General features: G+C 51.4%; 14 protein-coding genes and 1 pseudogene. 1 reads left to right on the top strand and 14 read right to left on the bottom strand.

Annotation, left to right across the window (positions count from 1 at the left end; all coding sequences use genetic code 11):
• Positions 1-216: 216 nt before the first annotated feature.
• The 6 genes and pseudogenes from A3EQ_RS0116905 to A3EQ_RS0116940 all read right to left on the bottom strand — a co-directional run bounded on the left by A3EQ_RS0116905 (position 217) and on the right by A3EQ_RS0116940 (position 7,790).
• Positions 217-1,812 (bottom strand): Vga family ABC-F type ribosomal protection protein, encoded by a 1,596-nt coding sequence (locus tag A3EQ_RS0116905; RefSeq protein ID WP_020156337.1) that lies wholly within the window; start codon positions 1,810-1,812, stop codon positions 217-219.
• A 325-nt stretch (positions 1,813-2,137) separates the two neighbouring features.
• Positions 2,138-2,967: pseudogene (locus tag A3EQ_RS21870) on the bottom strand (UPF0236 family transposase-like protein).
• A 567-nt stretch (positions 2,968-3,534) separates the two neighbouring features.
• A complete protein-coding gene (gene mdh / locus A3EQ_RS0116920) occupies positions 3,535-4,476 on the bottom strand; it encodes a malate dehydrogenase (protein ID WP_020156339.1) in 942 nt (313 codons plus the stop codon).
• Between the two features lie 76 nt (positions 4,477-4,552).
• Complete coding sequence (gene icd, locus A3EQ_RS0116925; RefSeq protein WP_020156340.1) at positions 4,553-5,824, bottom strand: NADP-dependent isocitrate dehydrogenase; 1,272 nt, start codon at positions 5,822-5,824, stop codon at positions 4,553-4,555.
• Positions 5,825-5,908: 84 nt separating this feature from the next.
• Positions 5,909-7,027 carry a citrate synthase gene (gene citZ / locus A3EQ_RS0116930; RefSeq protein ID WP_020156341.1) on the bottom strand — a complete coding sequence of 373 codons (1,119 nt, stop codon included), beginning with the start codon at positions 7,025-7,027 and terminating at the stop codon, positions 5,909-5,911.
• A 310-nt stretch (positions 7,028-7,337) separates the two neighbouring features.
• Positions 7,338-7,790 carry a DUF441 domain-containing protein gene (locus tag A3EQ_RS0116940; protein WP_020156343.1) on the bottom strand — a complete coding sequence of 151 codons (453 nt, stop codon included), beginning with the start codon at positions 7,788-7,790 and terminating at the stop codon, positions 7,338-7,340.
• Positions 7,791-7,958: 168 nt separating this feature from the next.
• Here A3EQ_RS0116940 and ytvI point away from each other — a divergent pair, with 168 nt between their 5' ends.
• Positions 7,959-9,080 carry a sporulation integral membrane protein YtvI gene (ytvI, locus tag A3EQ_RS0116950; RefSeq protein WP_020156345.1) on the top strand — a complete coding sequence of 374 codons (1,122 nt, stop codon included), beginning with the start codon at positions 7,959-7,961 and terminating at the stop codon, positions 9,078-9,080.
• Positions 9,081-9,458: 378 nt separating this feature from the next.
• On the opposite strand, the gene A3EQ_RS0116965 is transcribed toward ytvI, so the two are convergent.
• The 8 genes from A3EQ_RS0116965 to dnaE all read right to left on the bottom strand — a co-directional run bounded on the left by A3EQ_RS0116965 (position 9,459) and on the right by dnaE (position 19,969).
• Complete coding sequence (locus A3EQ_RS0116965; protein ID WP_020156348.1) at positions 9,459-9,857, bottom strand: FxsA family protein; 399 nt, start codon at positions 9,855-9,857, stop codon at positions 9,459-9,461.
• 37 nt (positions 9,858-9,894) lie between these two features.
• A complete protein-coding gene (pyk, locus tag A3EQ_RS0116970; protein ID WP_020156349.1) occupies positions 9,895-11,655 on the bottom strand; it encodes a pyruvate kinase in 1,761 nt (586 codons plus the stop codon).
• Positions 11,656-11,673: 18 nt separating this feature from the next.
• Complete coding sequence (gene pfkA, locus A3EQ_RS0116975; RefSeq protein ID WP_040369630.1) at positions 11,674-12,633, bottom strand: 6-phosphofructokinase; 960 nt, start codon at positions 12,631-12,633, stop codon at positions 11,674-11,676.
• 217 nt (positions 12,634-12,850) lie between these two features.
• Positions 12,851-13,813 (bottom strand): acetyl-CoA carboxylase carboxyl transferase subunit alpha, encoded by a 963-nt coding sequence (gene accA, locus A3EQ_RS0116985; protein WP_020156352.1) that lies wholly within the window; start codon positions 13,811-13,813, stop codon positions 12,851-12,853.
• Positions 13,798-14,673 (bottom strand): acetyl-CoA carboxylase, carboxyltransferase subunit beta, encoded by an 876-nt coding sequence (gene accD, locus A3EQ_RS0116990; RefSeq protein WP_020156353.1) that lies wholly within the window; start codon positions 14,671-14,673, stop codon positions 13,798-13,800. The genes accA and accD overlap by 16 nt, the downstream gene beginning before the upstream one ends.
• Positions 14,674-14,759: 86 nt before the next feature.
• On the bottom strand, positions 14,760-15,386 hold the full coding sequence (locus A3EQ_RS0116995) for a FadR/GntR family transcriptional regulator (RefSeq protein ID WP_020156354.1): 627 nt from the start codon (positions 15,384-15,386) through the stop codon (positions 14,760-14,762).
• On the bottom strand, positions 15,383-16,630 hold the full coding sequence (locus tag A3EQ_RS0117000; RefSeq protein ID WP_020156355.1) for an NAD(P)-dependent malic enzyme: 1,248 nt from the start codon (positions 16,628-16,630) through the stop codon (positions 15,383-15,385). The genes A3EQ_RS0116995 and A3EQ_RS0117000 overlap by 4 nt, the downstream gene beginning before the upstream one ends.
• A gap of 237 nt (positions 16,631-16,867) precedes the next feature.
• Positions 16,868-19,969: a DNA polymerase III subunit alpha gene (dnaE, locus tag A3EQ_RS21395; protein WP_020156357.1), complete on the bottom strand. Its 3,102-nt coding sequence runs from the start codon at positions 19,967-19,969 to the stop codon at positions 16,868-16,870.
• Positions 19,970-20,049: the final 80 nt, after the last annotated feature.

Here is a 20,049-nt window from a genome sequence, read left to right on the forward strand (position 1 = left end):
ATGCCTTCCTTTGGGTTGATATTCCTGAATTCTATCAACCATGAAATACGAATATTTGGAACAATCATAATAAAAATACGCCTAATGACCAAATTAATGATTCATTGGTAAGGAACATTGTTGAAATATATGGCCTAACTAAAGAAAAATGTATAATTATCGGTCTTGAACAAAGGGATTCCATCTTAAAGCAGTTCAAAAATTACATTTTTGAGTTTAATCAAAGTTCTTTTGAATTAGTTTTTCTTTTTCAGAGAGTAAATTTTCCAATTGCATATCTAATTCTTCAGATGGATTTAAACTTAAACGGCTAATAACTTCGGCTATTTTTGTTTCTAATAAAAGCAGCCTTTCGTTTCTTTCTTTATCCTGTTTTGCCTTTATTTGCTGTTGTTGGTATTCTTTATATTCCTTGTAATTACCATTAAACAATTCAATCCTTCCATTACGTATAGATAAAATTCGTGTAGCAACTTTATTAATAAATCGACGATCATGAGAAGCAAAAATCACGCTACCTTCATAATTCATTAGAAGCGTTTCTAAGGCTTCAATAGCTTGTGCATCAAGGAAATTCGTTGGTTCATCTAAAACTAACATATTAACATCACTTAAAATAATCTTCGCTAATGCTGCTTTTACTCGTTCTCCCCCACTGAGAATTTCAACGGGTTTATAAATATCCTCACCAAAAAAATGCATTCTAGCAAGAACAGTTCGAATAAAAGTCTCATTATGACTAGAAGTGGCCCAAACGTTTTGTAGTATTGTTTTTTTATCATCTAAAATATTTAAATCTTGACTAAAATAACCAATTTTTACAGAAGGTGAAAGTTTGACTTTAGGGTCTTTATTTATAATTTTTTTTATTAGGGTTGTTTTCCCACTTCCATTTGGGCCAATAATTGCCAACTTATCTCCAACACGTAGTTGAAAGCTTATTTTATTCCATAAAATACGTTCTCCTACAATACCAGATAAGTCTTCAACACGTAAAATTGGTTTGTTGCGAGGAAGTTCTGCGTTTTTTAACTCCATTTTAATGGGAGGAAGTTCTTTTTCTTTTTCTACTACTTCCAATCGTTCAATCCGTTTTTGAATGGATTTAATATTTAACATTAACTTTTTTTGTATACTGGCGTAGTGTGTTTTTACACCGGGGACTCTCGCCTCTGAATTCGAAATATTTTTCGGCTTCTTTGTCGCTCTTTGAGCTCTATGCTTCAGATCGATGATAGCCCTTTCCAACTGTTTCTTTTTCTCCATATATTTTTTATATTCCAATTGATTACGGAGCTTCTTTTTTTCTTTTTGTTCTTTATAATTGGTATAATTGCCAATATACTCTATTACCTTACAACCATCTATTTCCCATATGGTTGTGCAAAGAGAGTCTAGAAAATCACGATCATGAGAAACAATAACAAATGCACCCTTCCATTCACTTAATATTTTTTCCAACCATTCAATGTGATCTGTATCAAGGTTTGTTGTTGGTTCATCAGCAAGCAATAAAGAAGGATGTCTATATAAAACTTGTTGAAGATATTCCTTTGTGACTTCACCACCACTCTTTGTAGTACCCGCTTGTTGTTTTATCTGTGGTATGAGTTCAATTTTTGCGTACCGAGTCACTTTCCCATTATTTGGATTGATCTTTCCAGCCATTATGTTCAATAAAGTAGTTTTTCCACATCCATTCGGACCAATTAAACCGATTTTATCATGATCATGGATTTGTAAATTATTTACATCAAGTAACAAGCGGTCTCTTACATAATGTTTTATATGATTGATTTCTAATAAAATCATATAAACACTCCTTTGAATGACCGTTAGTGTCAAGTAAAGTTCGCAAAAACCATCAGCACTCCGATAAGGGTTATGCCACTTATATTCGGAGTTACCGATGGCTTTTCCTCTTTTCATTTTTGCGAACTTAATTTTACGTGATCGAATGACCCTTATCCATTAGGAAAGTAAGTGATGAACTTTATTTATCAAATATAATTCGTGCTCTCCCAATGCTTCGGGATATTGTTCCAATTGGCGGATCAGCGCCTCAAGCCGATCTTCCCGGGCTTTGTCTCCAAATGTGCCGGCCTGGCTGTTTCATTCCGTCAACAGTTTTTGCCCGTCAAAAGCGTCGAGCGCTTTTATCATAGGCGGATAACGCGGATGGTTCCGGAACAAGCTCCGGATCTCCCGTTCCACAGGAAACGGTCGAGACCGAAGAAGGCCCGGTCTTTAAATATTCCCGGCAGGCCGTGATCCAGGCGGCCCCGTCTCCGTTGATCACCAATTTATGGACCGTCGGATCATCATCGAAAGTCTCCATCAGGAATTCCTCAAACGCCTCCCAAAAAGGCTCCTTCCCGTCGTGAATGAAATAGCGTTTATTCTTCAGTCTCACCCGTTCCCCGTTCACTTCCCATCCCTGATGAACAGCGGAGATTTTGACTTCCTTGACATAAAGGACGTCCACTTCCACAAAGAGAGCAGGCTGGTGCACGGACTCCCGTTTTGGAATGCTTGATACCTCCAAGAGGTGTTTTCGGATCGTCTCATGGCTGATAACCCGATAGCCGAGAAGCGTTTCCAACGTACGGGCCGCTTTTCGATAGGAAGGGCCTTGAATGGCTAATTCGATGGCCGCTTTCTCCATCAATGGGCTGAACGTGCCTGTCCCTTCAAAATTCAGATAACGATCCAAAAGATAGACATATTCCCCGGTTTTTCGGTCACGGCAGTAATTTCGCTTCACCTCAATCTCATCAAAGAGGCTGACGATCTGAGCTTTCGCTTATCGAGCAGCCGAAACCGTTTTTTATCCCGTTCTTCGACAATCTGTTGATCCATGTCCTCCAAAAGACTTTTCAAAGCCTTTGAAAAGATTTCCTGCAATTTGCTCCAAAGGATTTGCTCAATCTGTTTTGAATTTGGGAATTCTGTGATATCCTTGTTCATGTGGGTTGCTCCTTTTATATTTTTTCCATGAGGGACTACTCCTTTCCTCTTTATTCATTAATATTTGCTTTCTTTCCTGCCGCGCTTACGCTTGGTTTCCCCTTCTCAAGGTGGGCGATCTTTGATCACTCGCCTGAAGGGGCTAAATTTTGCCCACAAATATTTTACTCATACCCTGCCAAATGGCGGTCGACCCTCCTTCGCCATTTGATACCTCTAATATTGCCCCCGATCATATTACGCCTGCTTATGCGAAATCGGACGGGGCCGCCTTCTCTTTTATCGGCAGGCGGAATGATTTTCCCGAGAAAAATTTCCGCGTGTTTCCTGCATCCGCATCCTCTCCTGGCCGAAGCGAAGCTTTTGTAAAATCCGGGGCGCTTCCTTCAACCGGCATCCCGGTTGCCCGGACCGGATCCTCTTTGCTAAACTTCGCGAAAAGGCTTTTCCATATCGTGGGAACGTTTTTTCCCAACCTTGGGCCATCGGCCCTTTCTTTGGCATGGACGATTTCCTCCGTGAAAAAAAAAAGAGCGCATGGCGCTCTTTTTTTCGGGTTTTTACGCCTTATACGGACAATACCTTCATCACATTGCGGACGGATTGGGCGGATTTTTCCAGGGCCGCCTTTTCTTCTTCGGTCAAATCCAGCTCGATCACCTTTTCCAGACCGTTTCCGCCGAGGATCGTTGGGACGCCCAAATAAATGCCTTCAAATCCGTACTCGCCTTCCAGATAGGCGATGGCGGGGAGGATCCGGCGTTGGTCTTTGACGATGGCTTCCACCATTTCAACGAGGGAGGCCGCCGGGGCGTAATAGGCGGAACCGTTCCCCAACAGGTTGACGATTTCCCCGCCGCCCTTCCGGGTTCTCTCCACGATGGCGTCCAAACGGTCTTTCGGGATGAGCTTTTCGAGGGGGATGCCGCCGGCATAGGAGTACCGGACGAGGGGGACCATGTCGTCGCCGTGGCCGCCCAAGACAAAGCCGGTCACGTCCTTAACGGAAATGTTCAATTCCTGGGCGACAAAGGTGCGGAACCTTGCCGTGTCCAAAACGCCCGATTGGCCGATGACCCGGTGTTTCGGGAAGCCGGATTCTTTATAGACGGTATAGGTCATGGCGTCGACCGGGTTCGTTAGCACGATGATCACGCAATCCGGGGAATATTTGACCACTTCTTTGGTCACCTGTTTCATGATTTTCTCGTTCGTTTGCACCAAATCGTCCCGGCTCATCCCCGGCTTGCGGGCGATCCCGGCGGTGATGATGACGATGTCCGAATCCTTCGTATCCTCGTAATTGGAAGTGCCGACGATGTTGGCGTCAAACCCCAGTACGGGGCTTGCCTCCAGCATGTCCAGAGCCTTGCCCTTGGTCGGGTTTTCCAATTGCGGGATATCCACCAAAACGATGTCCCCCAGTTCCTTTTTGGCGAGCAGAAACGCCGTCGTCGAACCTGTAAAACCGGCGCCGATCACCGAAATCTTTTTCCTTTTCATGACCATGTCCATTCCTCCCTAAAGATTGGAAATCGAGTGGAGACCGCCCCGGAAACCCCGGGGCAGGCCGATCAAAACTTCGTTATGCCATATTTTCAATCAATTTGTCGGCAAACTGGGAGCATTTGACTTCCGTGGCCCCTTCCATCAGGCGGGCGAAATCGTAGGTGACATATTTGGATGCAATCGTCTTTTCCATCGCCTTGATGATCAGGTCGGCCGCCTCGTTCCAGCCCAGATGCCGCAGCATCAGCACGCCCGACAAAATGACGGAGGACGGGTTCACCTTATCCAATCCGGCGTATTTCGGGGCGGTTCCGTGGGTCGCTTCAAAGATGGCATGTCCCGTATCGTAGTTGATGTTGGCCCCGGGGGCGATGCCGATCCCGCCGACTTGGGCGGCCAGCGCGTCGGAGATATAATCCCCGTTCAAATTCATCGTCGCAACCACGTCGAATTCCTTCGGCCGGGTCAAGATTTGCTGCAGGAAGATGTCGGCAATCACGTCCTTGACGATGATTTTTCCTTCTTCTTCCGCCTTTCTTTGGGCCTCGTTGGCGGCGTCCGCCCCCTTTTCCGCCTTGATCCGGTCATACTGGGCCCAGGTGAACACCCGGTCGCCGAATTCTTCCTCAGCCACTTCGTAGCCCCAATTTTTGAAGGCGCCTTCGGTATATTTCATGATGTTCCCTTTATGTACGAGGGTGACGGACTTCCTTCCTTCTTTGAGGGCGTATCGGATGGCGGCGCGGACGAGCCGTTTCGAGCCTTCTTCGGAGATCGGTTTAATGCCGATTCCGGAAGTTTCCGGGAAGCGGATTTTCTTTACGCCCATTTCATTTTGCAAAAAGTCGATGAGCTTCTTCACTTCTTCCGTGCCCTTCGCATACTCGATTCCCGCGTAAATGTCTTCCGTATTTTCCCGGAAAATGACCATGTCGGTATCCTGCGGCCGCTTCACCGGGGAAGGGACCCCTTCGAACCAGCGGACGGGCCTCAGGCAAACATACAGATCCAATTCCTGGCGCAAAGCCACGTTCAAGGAACGGATCCCTCCGCCGACGGGCGTGGTCAGCGGTCCTTTTATGGCAATGATATGTTCTTTGATCGTATCCAGCGTTTCCTGCGGGAGCCATTCCCCCGTTTGCTTAAAGGCCTTCTCCCCGGCCAAGACTTCTTTCCAAACGATCTTTCTTTTCCCTTGATAAGCCTTTTCCACAGAAGCATCCAAAACCCTGGATGCGGCGGCCCATATATCGGGCCCGGTTCCGTCGCCTTCGATGAACGGAATGATCGGATGGTCGGGAACGTTTAATACCCCGTTTTGAACCGTAATTTTTTCTCCGTTAGCCATGCGTTTCTACCTCCGTTTTTTATCAAAATCAAAGGTTAGGAAGGCGGTTTTCTCCTAACCTTTTTCCATTGTATCCGAATTTGATTATCCGCGATCTTCCAATTTTACGTAAGTTTGCTTGCCCGGGCCGACATATTCCGCACGGGGCCGGATCAAGCGGTTGTTCTCATATTGTTCCAATATATGCGCGAGCCATCCCGACATCCGGCTGATGGCAAAAATCGGCGTGAACAGGTCGTGTTCGATCCCCAGGCTGTGGTAGACCGACGCGGAGTAAAAATCCACATTCGGCGGAATGTTTTTCTCGGCGGTCACGATGCTTTCGATCTTCGTGGAGATATCGTACCATTTCGGTTCCCCGGTTAATTTCGTCAGCTTCTCCGACATTTTTTTCAAATGTTTCGCCCGCGGGTCGCCATTCCGGTACACCCGGTGGCCGAAGCCCATGATCTTTTCCTTGTTGGCCAATTTTTTCCGGATATAGGGCTCCACATTTTCCACGGAACCGATTTCCATCAGCATCTTCATGACCTGTTCGTTCGCCCCGCCATGGAGCGGCCCCTTCAAAGCGCTGATGGCGCTCGTCACCCCGGAATACACGTCGGACAGGGTGGCGACGCATACCCGGGCCGTAAAGGTGGAAGCGTTCAGCTCATGATCCGCGTGCAAAACCAGCGCCTTGTTGAACGCCTCGACGGCCACTTGGTCCGGTTCTTCGCCGTTTAACATATATAAAAAGTTGGCGGCGAAATTTAGATCCTTTCGCGGTTCGACCGGCTCCAGCCCTTTACGGATGCGGGAGAAGGCAGCGACGATCGTCGGGATCTTCGCCTGCAGGCGGACCGCTTTATTATAGTTGGCCTCCTTCGTGAAAACATCCGCCTCGTCATCAAACAGGCCGAGGAAGGAGACGGCCGTGCGCAATGCGGCCATCGGATGGACCTTCTGATTCGGATAGGACTTCAAATGATCGATGAGCTCCTTCGGGATCGGGGCATTTTCCGCCAGCAGTTTCTTGAAATCTTCCAATTCTTGTTTCTTCGGCAGCCGGCGATGCCACAATAAAAATACGACTTCCTCAAACAGCGCGTTTTCTGCTAGATCGTCAATGTCATAGCCGACATATGTCAGCTTGTCGTCGATGATGGAACTGATGCTCGACGTCGCAGCCACAACCCCTTCGAGACCTCTGGCAGTGTTCATTGTAATTCTCCCTTCATTCCTTTATTGTCGACTAATGAATAAACCCCGGAAAAGAAATTTTCCAAGGCTTCATTAGATTGAAAACCGATATGAAAAATAAAGATTTTCCAGTATAAAAAACAAAGAAGTTCGACAGATTGCCAGCCTTGGGAGATTAAGAAAATGCTTTCAAAAAACCTTAAAAAAAGGGAAACTGTCAAAAATCGTTCATTTCCAAAATTTATTATAACGGAAATTTTAAATTTTGTGAACGATCTGTGATAAAAATGTGAAAAAATTATTATTTTGGTAGAAAAATAAAATGCAAGGTTTATTGTAAATATTCGAATAATTTTATCGCCAGCCAGGCGATCCCCGCTCCGATCATCGGGCCGACCGCCACCCCGTTAAAGAAGGAAAGGCCGAGAATGGTCCCGAAGACGATTGCGGCCATCATGGCGGGATCCTCCGCCAGCTGCGCCACGCCGGCTTTGGCCAAGAGGGCGACCAGCACCCCCGACAACAGGGCGATCACCCCGTTTACGCTTTTCAAAGGGCCGATCAATTCCTGAAAACCGATCTCTCCCGTGGCGACGGGAACAAGCACGGCCACGGTAATGATCGTGATCCCCCAGTCGATCCCCTTTTCCTGAAGGATGGCAAAAATCCGGCCGCCGGGAAAAAGGATTTTGACGAAAAGCAAAAAAAGGACGGCGAGGATCAGCGGCTGATTTTTGGCAAAAACCCCCGCCGCAAGAAAAAGGAGCAAAAAAAGGTATGTCATCTTTTCACCCGCTCTTTTCGTTCGAAATCAAAAAGAATCCGTTCCGATGGCAACTGTCATTTTTTCGGTATACTGGTAATATATATAATGAAATCGTCCATCGTGGTACAATAAGGGAAAACCGGACGCTTTCGGCATTGCCGCCAAAGGCATCAAGGAGGAAAAGGAATGCAAAACCTTTGGGCGCAAGTCACCCGCACGCTGCTGGTCATCGGCACGACCATAGTTTCCCTGATCGCCCTCTATTTCATCGCGTCGTTGACCTATCCTTTTATCATCGCCTGGTTTATCGCGTTTTTAATCAATCCGATCGTCAACTTTCTGCAGATCAAATGGCGCCTGCCAAGGTCATTGGCTGTGCTGATCGTCCTCGTCGTCATTTTTGCGCTGCTCGCCACCCTTTTGACCTTGTTGGTCGTCGAGCTGATCTCGGGAACGGAATATATGGCGAAAACGCTTCCGGATCATATCCAGACGTTCATCCGCTTTATGGATCAATGGGTGGACGAAACCTTCCTTCCCCTCCTCAGCCAATTGAATTACATGTTCGACAATTTGGAAGAAGGGTATCAGGATACCATCATCGACAACATCAAATCCGTCGGAGCGAACCTCGCCTCCTCCATCGGGGCCCTTTTGCAGGCGGTCTTAAAAGGAATCCCGGGCTTCATCGGATGGTTTCCCTTTGCCGGAACGGTTTTCATCTTCATCGTTCTTGCCACCTTTTTCTTCAGCAAGGATTGGTACAAGCTGAAAACCATGACCTCCGGCTTCATCCCGGCCCGTTTCCGGAAAAAAGGGATGGCCGTTTACAAAGATTTGCGGAAGGCGCTGTTCGGGTTCATCCGCGCCCAGCTCACCCTCATTTCCATCACCGGGGTCATCGTCTTCATCGGGTTGCTGATCTTGAAGGTGCGCTACGCCCTGTCCCTGGCCTTCATCATCAGCTTCATCGACCTGCTGCCCTACTTGGGGACCGGGTTGGTTTTCGTCCCGTGGATCATCTATGAATTCGTCACCCATGATTTTCGGCTGGGGATCGGCCTCACCGTATTATATGTCGTCGTCATTGTCCAAAGACAATTGATGGAGCCGAAAGTCGTGTCCACCAATATCGGGGTGAGCCCCCTGGCCACCCTGATCTCCATCTTTGTCGGCCTGAAGCTCATCGGCTTTCTCGGACTCATTGCCGGCCCCATCGTATTGGTGCTGATCACCGCCCTCCATAAGGCGAAGGTATTCCATGAAATCTGGAACTTCATTAAGGGAAACGGGGCTTCGGCCAGCTGAGGGAAGCCCTTGTCTTGCGGCCCGTTTCCGGCCTTCTCCGGTCCCGGACCCAATGAAATCTTCAAGAAGGGGGTAAACCATTCCCTCGCCGCCGGCAACCGAAAATTTCCGCGGCTGCCGCAATGGACGGAGGAGCGCTTTTTCCCGACTTTTACGGTTGAATATTGAAAAATCGGGCTAAAAATGATTTTTTTGGAGCGCTTTCTGCGTCCCGGCGTCCGAAAAACGGATCCGCCGGCCGATGCGGGGCGGCTTTTCCCGTTTCGAACCCCGGCATGGCATCGGACAAAAAGCCAAAGCACGGGCGGCGGAAAACAATCAAAACAGGCGTGCAAGCAACCCGCTTTGCACGCCTGTTTTCTTCTTTTTTCCTGCTGCCTAATGCCAATATCGCCTCGTATAGACGAACGTCCGGCCGGACAGCCGCCTTTTGATGCCCCGGATGAAAAAGGGCTTCACCGTCCGCCTCGTGACCGGCCAAAGCAAATACAGCCCCAAAAGGTCGGTGATCAGCCCCGGAAGGAGCAGCAAAAACGCCCCGAGGAGGATGAACAGACCGTCCATGATTTCCTCCCCGGGAATTTGGCCGTAAGACAATTGGCGGCGGGCCTTTTCGATCGTAAACAATCCTTCCCGCTTCGTCAAATAAATACCGATGAGTCCCGAAAGCACGAGCAGGAACAACGTCCAGCCGATGCCGATCCATTTTCCCAAAAGGATTAGAAGAAGAAGCTCCATCACGCCGAGCATGATCAAGAAGGAGAAGAATTTGCGCATGAAACCCACCGCCTGGAAAGATAGTCCCGAGAATCTTTCAGAGAACGCTGGCATGGCCTTTATAGACGATGCCGCTCACCGCGTCAACCGTAATTTCCTGGCCGTCCTTCAGCACCTCGACCGCCTTTTCCGCACCGACGATGACCGGAATCCCGAGGCTTAAGCCGACCACCGCCGCATGGCTCGTAATGCCGCCTTCTTCCGTGACGATGGCGATGCATTTTTCAATGGCCGGCATCATTTCCCGATCGGTGGAATAGGTGACGAGGATGGAACGCTCCTTCACCTTTTCCAGGGCCTCCTGGCTGTTCCGGGCGATGACGGCCTTCCCGAAGGCCGTCTTTCTGCCGACCCCTTGTCCTTTCAAGAGGATGTCCCCGACCACATGAATCTTCATCATGTTTGTGGTACCCGCTTCCCCGACGGGAACGCCCGCGGTGATGACGACGATGTCCCCATGTTTGATCAGGCCGCTTTTTAAGCTTTCCTGCACGGATAATTCCAGCATTTCATCCGTGGAGGGAACCTTTTCGCCCAGCAGCGGATACACGCCCCAGACGAGCTCCAGCTGATTTCTTGTCCTTTCGTTGCTCGTAATGGCGATGATCGGGGATTTCGGCCGGTATTTGGCGATCATTCGCGCCGTATGCCCGCTTTCCGTCGGAGTGATGACCGCATGGATGTCCAAATTGATCGCCGTGTGGGCGACGGATTGGCAAATGGCGTCGGTCATGTTGTGTTCGGTCTGCTTGCTCCGGACGCTTAAAATTTCCTTATGGTTCAATTCCTTTTCGGCACAAAGGGCGATTTTATGCATCATTTTGACCGCTTCGACGGGATATTGTCCCGCCGCCGTTTCTCCGGACAGCATGACCGCATCCGTTCCGTCAAAAATGGCGTTGGCCACGTCGCTGGCTTCCGCCCGCGTCGGACGGGGATTCCTTTGCATGGAATCCAGCATTTGGGTGGCGGTAATTACCGGTTTGCCGAATTGGTTGCATTTCTTAATCAAGCGCTTCTGCACAATCGGAACTTCTTCCGCCGGGATTTCCACGCCCAGATCGCCCCGGGCGATCATCAGTCCGTCGGAAACCTCCAAAATTTCGTCGATGTTTTCCACGCCTTCCCGGTTTTCGATTTTCGGGATGATCTGCACATCCGTCGCCCCGTATTTTTCCAGCAGTTCGCGGATGTCCAGAACATCCGAGGCGCGGCGGACAAAAGAGGCGGCGATAAAATCGATTCCGTGCTTAATCCCGAAAATGATGTCGGCGGCATCCTTTTCGGTGATGCCGGGCAGTTTGATGGAAACCCCCGGGACATTCACGCCCTTTTTATTTTTCAGGACGCCGTTGTTCAGGACTTTCGCGACGATTTCTTTTTTGTCGAGCAATTTATCCACGACTTCCAGCCCGATCAGCCCGTCATCCAAAAGGATCGAGGAACCGACCTCGACATCGTGGATCAAACCGCTGTAAGTGACGGAAAATCTTTCCTTCGTGCCGAGGACCTCTTCCATGGAAATGCGGACGATGTCCCCTTTGCGCAATTCCACCGCGCCGTTTTCCATATCGTGGGTGCGGATTTCCGGGCCCTTCGTGTCCAAGAGGAGCGCCACGTTCTTTTTCGTAATTTTTTCCGCTTCCCGGAGGTTGAGAATCCGTCTCTCGTGTTCTTTATGGTCGCCGTGGGAAAAATTCAGCCGGGCAACGTTCATCCCCGCTTCGATCAACGCGACGAGCATCTCCACCGATTCGCTGGCCGGTCCGATCGTGCAAACGATTTTGGTCTTTCTCATTTTGATGGCCTCCTGATCCTAAATCGATAGTTCCTTCGACAACTTAAACATTTCCCGGTCAATCTCATGGGGAACGTCCAAAATTTCATTGAAATCATAATCGACGATTTGATTGTTTTGGATTCCGACCGCCCTGCCGCCTTTTCCTTCGAGCAGGAGTTCCACCGCCCTGGAGCCGAGGCGGCTTGCCAAAACCCGGTCGTAGGCGGATGGGGAGCCTCCCCGTTGAATATGTCCCAAGACGGAAACCCGGATTTCCATATTCGTCCGTTTCTTCAGTTCCTCGGCAAACTTGACGCCGCTCGTCACGCCTTCGGCGACGATGATGATGCTGTGCTTTTTCCCCCGCTCTTTTCCGCGGTGCAGCCGTTCGATGATATCATCGATGCTTTCCTCGACTTCCGGGATCAAAATCGTTTCCGCGCCTCCGGCCAAACCTGTCCAAAGGGCGATATCCCCCGCATTTCTTCCCATGACTTCGATGACGAAGGTCCTTTCATGGGAAGAAGCCGTGTCCCGGATTTTGTCGATCGCATCGATGACCGTGTTCAACGCCGTGTCAAAACCGATCGTCCGGTCCGTTCCTGCAATATCATTATCGATCGTTCCCGGGATTCCTATGCATGGAATGCCCTGCTCGCTCAACGCCTTGGCCCCGCGGTAGGAACCGTCCCCGCCGATCACCACCAGCCCTTCGATGCCGAATTTTTTCAGCTGGGCAATGCCCATCTGCTGGCCCTCCTTCGTGACGAATTCGGGGCATCTTGCCGAGCGGAGAATCGTTCCGCCGCGATGGATGATGTCACCGACCGAGCCCAATTCCAGCTTTTTGATGTTACCGTTGATCAGCCCTTGATAGCCCTGGTAAATGCCGTAAACCTCCAGCTGATGATAAATCCCTTTTCGGACCACCGCCCGGATCGCCGCATTCATCCCGGGCGCATCCCCGCCGCTCGTTAAAACGCCAATCCTTTTCATCCTTTTCACCTTTCTTACTTTCCTGAAATCTTTTTTGTACATTGTTAATTATTATACATTTTAAAAATACCATGACTGGAGATGTAAAAACAACAGCGACCCCTAATATAAGAAAATACTGAATTCTGCATCCGGATCCCTGCTTTTCCTTCCCGGAAAAAACCGGAGGAAAGAAGAAAAGAACGCACACAGAGGCACGTTCTTATTCATTCCCATTTCATTCCTTTTCAAAAGCGAAAGCGCCGATTTTTTTAAATTTTTCATAGCGATGGCGGATCAATTGTTCCCTGGACATCGGCACCAGCTCTTTCAAAGAATTTTCAATCACCGGATCGATGAAGGCGGCCTGTTCGGCCACATTCCGATGGGCGCCGCCCCTCACTTCCGGGATGACCTCATCGATCACTCCCAATTCCTTCAAATCATAGGCGGTGATTTTCATCGTCTCCGCCGCCCTTTTCGCCAAGGAAGCGTCTTTCCACAGCAGGGCAGCCGCCCCTTCGGGCGAAATCACCGAATATGTAGAATTTTCCAACATATGAATATGATTTCCAACTCCGAGGGCGAGGGCTCCTCCGCTCCCCCCTTCACCGATGACTATGCAGATGATCGGGACGCCGAAACCGGCCATTTCGAACAGATTCCGGGCGATCGCCTCGCTTTGTCCCCGTTCTTCCGCCGCCTTCCCGGGATATGCCCCCTTCGTGTCGATGAAGCAGATGATCGGCCGGCCGAATTTATCCGCCTGGCGCATGAGTCGCAAAGCCTTCCGGTAGCCTTCCGGATGGGGCATGCCGAAATTTCTGCGGATGTTTTCCTTCGTGTCCTTCCCCCGCTGATGGCCGATGACGGTCACCGGCAGGCCCTTGTATTTCGCCACGCCACCCACGATCGCTTCATCGTCCCCAAACAGGCGGTCGCCGTGAAGCTCGAAAAAATCTTCGAACAAATGGGCGACATAATCCAGGGTGGTGGGACGCTCCGGATGCCTGGCGATTTGGACCCGGTCCCAAGGCTTCAAGTTGCGGTAAATTTCATTTTCCAATTTCATCAGCCGGTCTTCCAGCTTTTGAATCTCCTCGGCCAAATCCACATCCGCATCGTTCATGATGGACTTCAGCTCGTCGATTTTATTTCTCAATTCAATGACCGGCTTTTCAAAATCTAAGACGTAAGCCACGGGAGCTCGCCTCCTTGTCGGTGCAGTTCAAGAATGAGGGAGATCTTGTCCTTCAGTTGATCCCTCGGGATGACGGCATCCAATTGCCCGTGCTTCAAGAGGAATTCGGCGGTCTGAAAATCTTCCGGCAATTTTTCCCGGATCGTCTGTTCGATGATCCTCCGTCCGGCAAAACCGATCAGCGCCCCGGGCTCGGCAAAATTATAATCGCCCAACGAAGCGAAACTGGCGGAAACGCCGCCCGTTGTCGGATGGGTCATGACGGAGATCGTCAAACCGCCGCGGTCGCTGAACCGTTTGAGGGCCGCGCTCGTCTTCGCCATCTGCATGAGGCTGAGGACCCCTTCCTGCATGCGGGCGCCTCCGGAGGCGGCAAAAAGTATTAAAGGAAGCTCCCGCTCTTCCGCATGTTCGATCACCCGCGCGATCTTTTCCCCGACGACCGAGCCCATGCTGCCCATGCGGAAGGATGAATCCATCACCGCACCGACGACGGGAAACCCGTTCACCGTCCCCTCACCGGTGACGACGGCTTCATTCAATTTGGAAACTTCCCTGTCCTTTTCCAATTTTTCCAAATAACCGGGAAATGATAATGGATTTTCGGAAACCATTTCCCGGTCCATTTCCCGGAAACTGCCGGCGTCGAAAAAGCTGTCGATCCTTTCTTTTGCCGTCATGGGAAAATGGTAACGGCAGTGGAGGCAAAGTTTGTAATTCCGCAGAAGTTCCTTCGTAAACATGATCCTCTTGCATTTCGGGCATTTCGTCATGATTCCTTCCGGGACGTCATTTCTGGCCGATTGGGCGGGAACGGTGGCGTATCTCTTTTTGTTTTTGGCAAACAGATCTTTCAGCAAGTCGCATCCTCCTCAATTATGGAAACATCCGCATGTTCTCCGGGATTGTCTACTACTGTATCGAAAGGCGGGCAAAAATCATGTCGTTATTTGCCGACAGCGGTGTGACATTTATTGATCTTATTTTTATAGACCGATACGGCCGCCGCCTCGTCGCCGTCATTCACGCATGAAAGCAGCTGCAGGAAAACCGCTTTGTCCGTCCGTCTTTCCGGCCGGTGATAGTAAGGGGCGTATTCCGTCAAAATCCGCCAGATCTTCAGCAGGAGACGGTTGTCCGTGTTTTTGATCAGCCAATCGAAGAAGAGCCTTTGATCGATGGCCTCCTCCGCTTCCCATCGTTCCGCCGGAAGCTTCTTCCCGCGGCGAATCAAGTCGGCGATGGCGCCGGTCTCGATCAGCTGAATCGTATTTTCCAGATCCGTCCTCGCCTGATGGCTTTGCAAGACGAAAGCCCCCAATATTTCCACGAGGCGGTGGTTGCGAAAATCGCAAATGTACGTTCCTTCTCCCCTTTTCGTTTCGATCAGCCCCAGCAATTCCAGGGAGCGCAACGCCTCCCGGACGGAGGACCGACCGACTTTCAGCCGGTCGGAAAGTTCCCGTTCGGAAGGAATTTTGTCCCCCGGTCCCAAATGGTTTTCATCGATCAGCTGCTTAATTTTTTCCACGATCTCCAAAAAAATTTTCGAAGGATAGCCGCTTTCGTTCACCTTGTCCCCGACCCTCTGCTTATCGCTGAGATTTTCATCGTTTTTTCCTCAATCTCCTTCGGATCGACCTTCACCCGGGCGACGCCGGTTTCCATCGCCGCCTTTGCCACCGCCGCGGCCACCTTCGGCGCGACACGGGGATCGAAGGGGGCGGGAATGACGTAATCCGGATGCAATTCCTCGTCGGAAACGAGGGAAGCGATCGCTTCCGCGGCGGCCCGTTTCATGTCTTCATTGATGTGGGTCGCCCGCACGTCCAAGGCACCGCGGAAAATGCCGGGGAAGGCCAGCACGTTATTGACCTGGTTCGGATAGTCGGAACGGCCCGTGCCGATGACGACGGCGCCGGCCTCCTTCGCCTCCTCGGGCATGATCTCCGGATCCGGATTGGCCATGGCGAAGATGACCGGTTTGTCGTTCATCGAACGGATCATCTCTTTCGTCAGGGCGCCCGCGACGGATACGCCGACAAAAACATCCGCGCCTTTGATGGCGTCCGCCAAAGTGCCTTTCAATTTTTCCCGGTTGGTGAAGCGCGCGACTTCCGCCTTGATTTTGTTCATGCCGAAGGGGCGCCCTTCATAGATGATGCCTTTGGAATCGCATAAGATCATGTCGCGCACCCCGTAATGATGGAGCAGTTTGATGATGGCGATGCCGGCGGCGCCGGCCCCGTTGGCCACCACTTTGATATCGGAAAACTTTTTGCCGACGATCTTCAAGGCGTTGACCAGGCCGGCAACGGTGACGATGGCCGTGCCGTGCTGGTCGTCGTGGAATACGGGGATATCCAATTCCTTCTTCAGCCGCTCTTCCACTTCAAAGCAATGGGGCGCGGCGATATCCTCCAAATTGATGCCCCCGAAAGCCGGCTCCAGCAGTTTTACGGTCTCGATGATCTTTTCCACATCGTTCGTGGCAAGGCAAATCGGGAAGGCGTCGACGCCGGCGAAGCTCTTGAACAGGACCGCCTTCCCTTCCATGACGGGCAGGGCCGCTTGCGGGCCGATATTCCCCAGTCCGAGAACCGCCGTTCCGTCGGTGACGACGGCGACCGTATTCCCTTTCAATGTATAATCATAGACCGTTTCCGGACGGTCGTAGATCGCTTTGCACGGTTCCGCCACACCGGGAGAATAGGCCAAACTCAAATCATGGGCATCCTTGATTTCCACCTTGGAGACCACTTCCAGTTTCCCCTGGTGCATCCGGTGCATATGCAGGGCTTCTTCCTTGAGCGTCAAAGATGTTCACTCCTTAAAAAGGGATAAATCCCCGCGAACCGTTCGCATCCCTCCCGGAGGCCGGAAAACCGTGAAAGGATTCCGATTTCGGGACGGGCCGATGCAGTTCCGGGGCGTTCTTCAGCCTGCCATCTTCGTCAGCGGACAAACCGGTTCAACGGATCGCCGAACTGGTCTGACCACAGGGTATCTCATAAAACATATTAACATATATCCTCTTTCTGGAAAAGAAGATTTTCAGTCGACAAAACGGGCGTCCTTTACCACAAACTGGCGGCGGTTATTGCGTTTTTCCACAATCCCGGCCAATAAGGCGAAGGCGTCCTTTTTGAATCTGCCGCCGAATTTCCGATAGACGTCGGGAAAGACGACGGCGTCCATCTCCCCGCTCTCGTCGCTGATCGTCAAAAAGGCCATGGGTTCCCCGTCCTTCGTCCGGATCTTTTTCTCTTCCGCGATCCAAACCCCCACCTTGACGTACCGTCTTTCGCTCTTGATCTCGTCCAGAAACAGCGACCCTTGGGAAAGGAACCAGTCGCGGTAGTAGGAGGCCGGGTGCTTGGACACGAAAACCCCCATCAGCTCTTTCTCATACAGCAGTTTGGCCATGACCGGCATCGGTTCGACGGTCACGTATTTCGGCTTAAATTGCTGTTCCAGGGAATTGAACATGTCCAATTGCCGGCCGTCGCCCCCGAAAATGGCCGCATGCTCCAGGGCGGCATCCAACGAGGCCAGCAGGGTCGCCCGGTCCTGACCGAACTCATCGAAACAGCCCGCCTTGACGAGGGCCTCCATAACCTTCCGGTTGACGACCCGCAAAGACACCCGCAGGCAGAAATCAAACAGATCTTCAAAGGGCCTCTCTTCCCTCGCCCGGAGGATTTCCTTGATCGCCTGGACCCCGACTCCCTTGATGCAGGCCAGGCTCATGCGGACGGCGTTTCCCTCGACGGAAAACAGGCGGCCGCTCCTGTTGATGGAAGGTCCCAAGACGGAAAAGCCCATCCTTTTTAATTCCCTGATGTACTCGGCGATCTTTTCTTCATGCCCGATGACGGAAGAAAGCAGGGTGGCCATGAAATACAGGGGATAGTGGGCCTTCAGGTACGCCAGCTGGTAGGCGATGACGCTGTAGGCGACGGCATGGCTTCTCGGAAAACCGTAGTCGGCGAAGCGGACGATCATGTCGTACACCTGATCGGCGACCGCTTCCGGATAGCCCCGCTCGACCGCCCCGGATACGAAATGGGAACGTTCCTTGTCCAAAATTTCCCGCTTCTTCTTCGATACCGCCCGCCGCAAAAGATCCGCCTGGCCGAGGGTAAATCCGGCCATCGTCGAGGCGATCTGCATGATTTGTTCCTGATAGACGATGACACCGTACGTCTTTTTTAAAATCGGTTCCAAGTCTTCATGGGGATAGCGGACCTTTTCCAACCCGTGTTTCCGCCGGATGTAGACGGGGATGAACTGCATCGGGCCGGGACGGTACAGGGCGTTGACGGCAACGATGTCTTCGAACTCCGTCGGTTTCAGTTCCGTGAGCACCTTCCGCATTCCTTCCGATTCCAGCTGAAAGACGCCGGTCGTGTTGCCGCTTTGCAAAAGGCGGTACGTCTTTTCATCCCGGAAAGAGATGTTTTTCATGTCAAAACCCGGGTTTGCCTTTTCCCGGATCATTCGGACGATGGACTCCATGATCGTCAGATTCCTGAGCCCCAAAAAGTCCATTTTCAATAGCCCGAGCTCTTCCAATATGCCCATCGGATATTGGGTCAACAAGATCTCTTCGTGCCCTTTCTGCAAAGGGACCATTTCGATGAGGGGCATCCCGGAGATGACGACCCCCGCCGCATGGGTGGACGTGTGCCGCGGCAGCCCTTCGATTTTCAGAGAGATTTGGTAGATGCGGCGGAAGGGTTCCCTTTGGATCAGCCGCCTCAGCTCCTCCGACTGGGCAGCGGCCTCCTTCAGCGTCAGGCCGGGCCTGGAAGGGATGGCCCGCGATATTTGCTCCAACTCCTTTCCGGACAGCCCGAAAACCCTGGCGGTATCCCGCATGGCCGCCTTCGCCTGAAAGGTTCCGAAGGTGATGATCTGGGCCACATGCTTCGACCCATATTTCCGGGCGACGTAGCGGATGACCTCGTCCCGCCGGTGATCCGGAAAATCGATATCGATATCCGGCATCGAAATGCGGTCCGGATTGAGGAAACGTTCGAAGAGCAGCTGGAACTTGATCGGGTCCACATCGGTAATGCCGAGGGCATAGGCGACGAGGGAGCCCGCCGCCGACCCCCTTCCCGGGCCGACGAGGATCCCGTTTTCTTTGGCGAAACGGACGAAATCCCACACGATCAAAAAATAATCGCTGTATTTCATTTCCGTAATCACGTTCAATTCATATTCCAGCCGCTCCCGGTATTCCGGCGTCACCGGCCGTACCCGCCGCGCCAGGCCCGCTTCGCACAGCTCCCGCAAATACCGATCCGCGGATTTTCCGGACAAGGGATATTTCGGCAATAAAAAACCTTCGTTCAGCGGGATGCGGACATCGCATTGCCGGGCGATCTCCGCCGCGTTTTCCAGGGCTTCCGGGCAGTCGGAAAAAATCGCCTCCATCTCGGCGGGGGTTTTGAAATAAAGCTCCTTTTCAAAGGGGGGGCGGGAAAGGTTTTCGACGGTCGTGTTTTCCCGGATCGCTTCGAGAATCTTCCAGGCGGCATAATCTTCCTTCTGCAGGAACAGGACTTTGGGAGCGGCGGCGCAGGGGATGCCCGTCGCTTCCGACAGGCGGAAAATCTTTTCTTCCAGTTTTTTTTCGTCGGCCACATTCATCTTTTGCAGGCCAATATAAAAAGCGGTTTCACCGAACAGCTCCCGGTAAAAGGCGGCCCGCTGCAGCGCCTTTTCGTCCTCGTCCTGAAGCAGCAGCCGCCCGATTTCCCCTTCCCTTCCGGGCGTGATGGCGATCAGTCCTTTCGTGTAATGCTTCAGCCATTTGACCGGGATGCCTTCCGGCGATTTGACGAGGATGGCGCTCGATATTTTCAAAAGATTTTTCAATCCGTCGTTGTCCTTGGCGAGCAAAATCAACGGCGCCGCCCCGGTCTCCTCCCCCTCGGGCAGGACGTCCGCCGTCAGACCGATGATCGGACGGAGGGAATGCTGCAAACAGGCCTTATAAAACGGCACGACCCCGTACATCGCATTCCGGTCGGTTAAAGCGACGGCCTCATAGCCGTATTCCTTCGCCTTTTCCGCCAATTTCTCCGGCATGATCGTGCTCGAAAGCAGCGTATATGAACTGAAGGTGTTAAGGTGAACAACGGACATCGGCTATCACCTTTTCGCATCGCTTTTTCGTCCCCGCAAATCTAATTTCATTATATTATTTCGAAAGACAAACTTCCACG

This window comes from Caldibacillus debilis DSM 16016 (assembly GCF_000383875.1).
Classification (GTDB): domain Bacteria; phylum Bacillota; class Bacilli; order Bacillales; family Caldibacillaceae; genus Caldibacillus; species Caldibacillus debilis.

Coding starts and splice junctions, on each gene's coding strand:
- A3EQ_RS0116905 (WP_020156337.1), bottom strand. CDS start 1,812: ATGATTTTATTAGAAATCAATCATATAAAACATTATGTAAGAGACCGC.
- mdh (WP_020156339.1), bottom strand. CDS start 4,476: ATGGTCATGAAAAGGAAAAAGATTTCGGTGATCGGCGCCGGTTTTACA.
- icd (WP_020156340.1), bottom strand. CDS start 5,824: ATGGCTAACGGAGAAAAAATTACGGTTCAAAACGGGGTATTAAACGTT.
- citZ (WP_020156341.1), bottom strand. CDS start 7,027: ATGAACACTGCCAGAGGTCTCGAAGGGGTTGTGGCTGCGACGTCGAGC.
- A3EQ_RS0116940 (WP_020156343.1), bottom strand. CDS start 7,790: ATGACATACCTTTTTTTGCTCCTTTTTCTTGCGGCGGGGGTTTTTGCC.
- ytvI (WP_020156345.1), top strand. CDS start 7,959: ATGCAAAACCTTTGGGCGCAAGTCACCCGCACGCTGCTGGTCATCGGC.
- A3EQ_RS0116965 (WP_020156348.1), bottom strand. CDS start 9,857: ATGCGCAAATTCTTCTCCTTCTTGATCATGCTCGGCGTGATGGAGCTT.
- pyk (WP_020156349.1), bottom strand. CDS start 11,655: ATGAGAAAGACCAAAATCGTTTGCACGATCGGACCGGCCAGCGAATCG.
- pfkA (WP_040369630.1), bottom strand. CDS start 12,633: ATGAAAAGGATTGGCGTTTTAACGAGCGGCGGGGATGCGCCCGGGATG.
- dnaE (WP_020156357.1), bottom strand. CDS start 19,969: ATGTCCGTTGTTCACCTTAACACCTTCAGTTCATATACGCTGCTTTCG.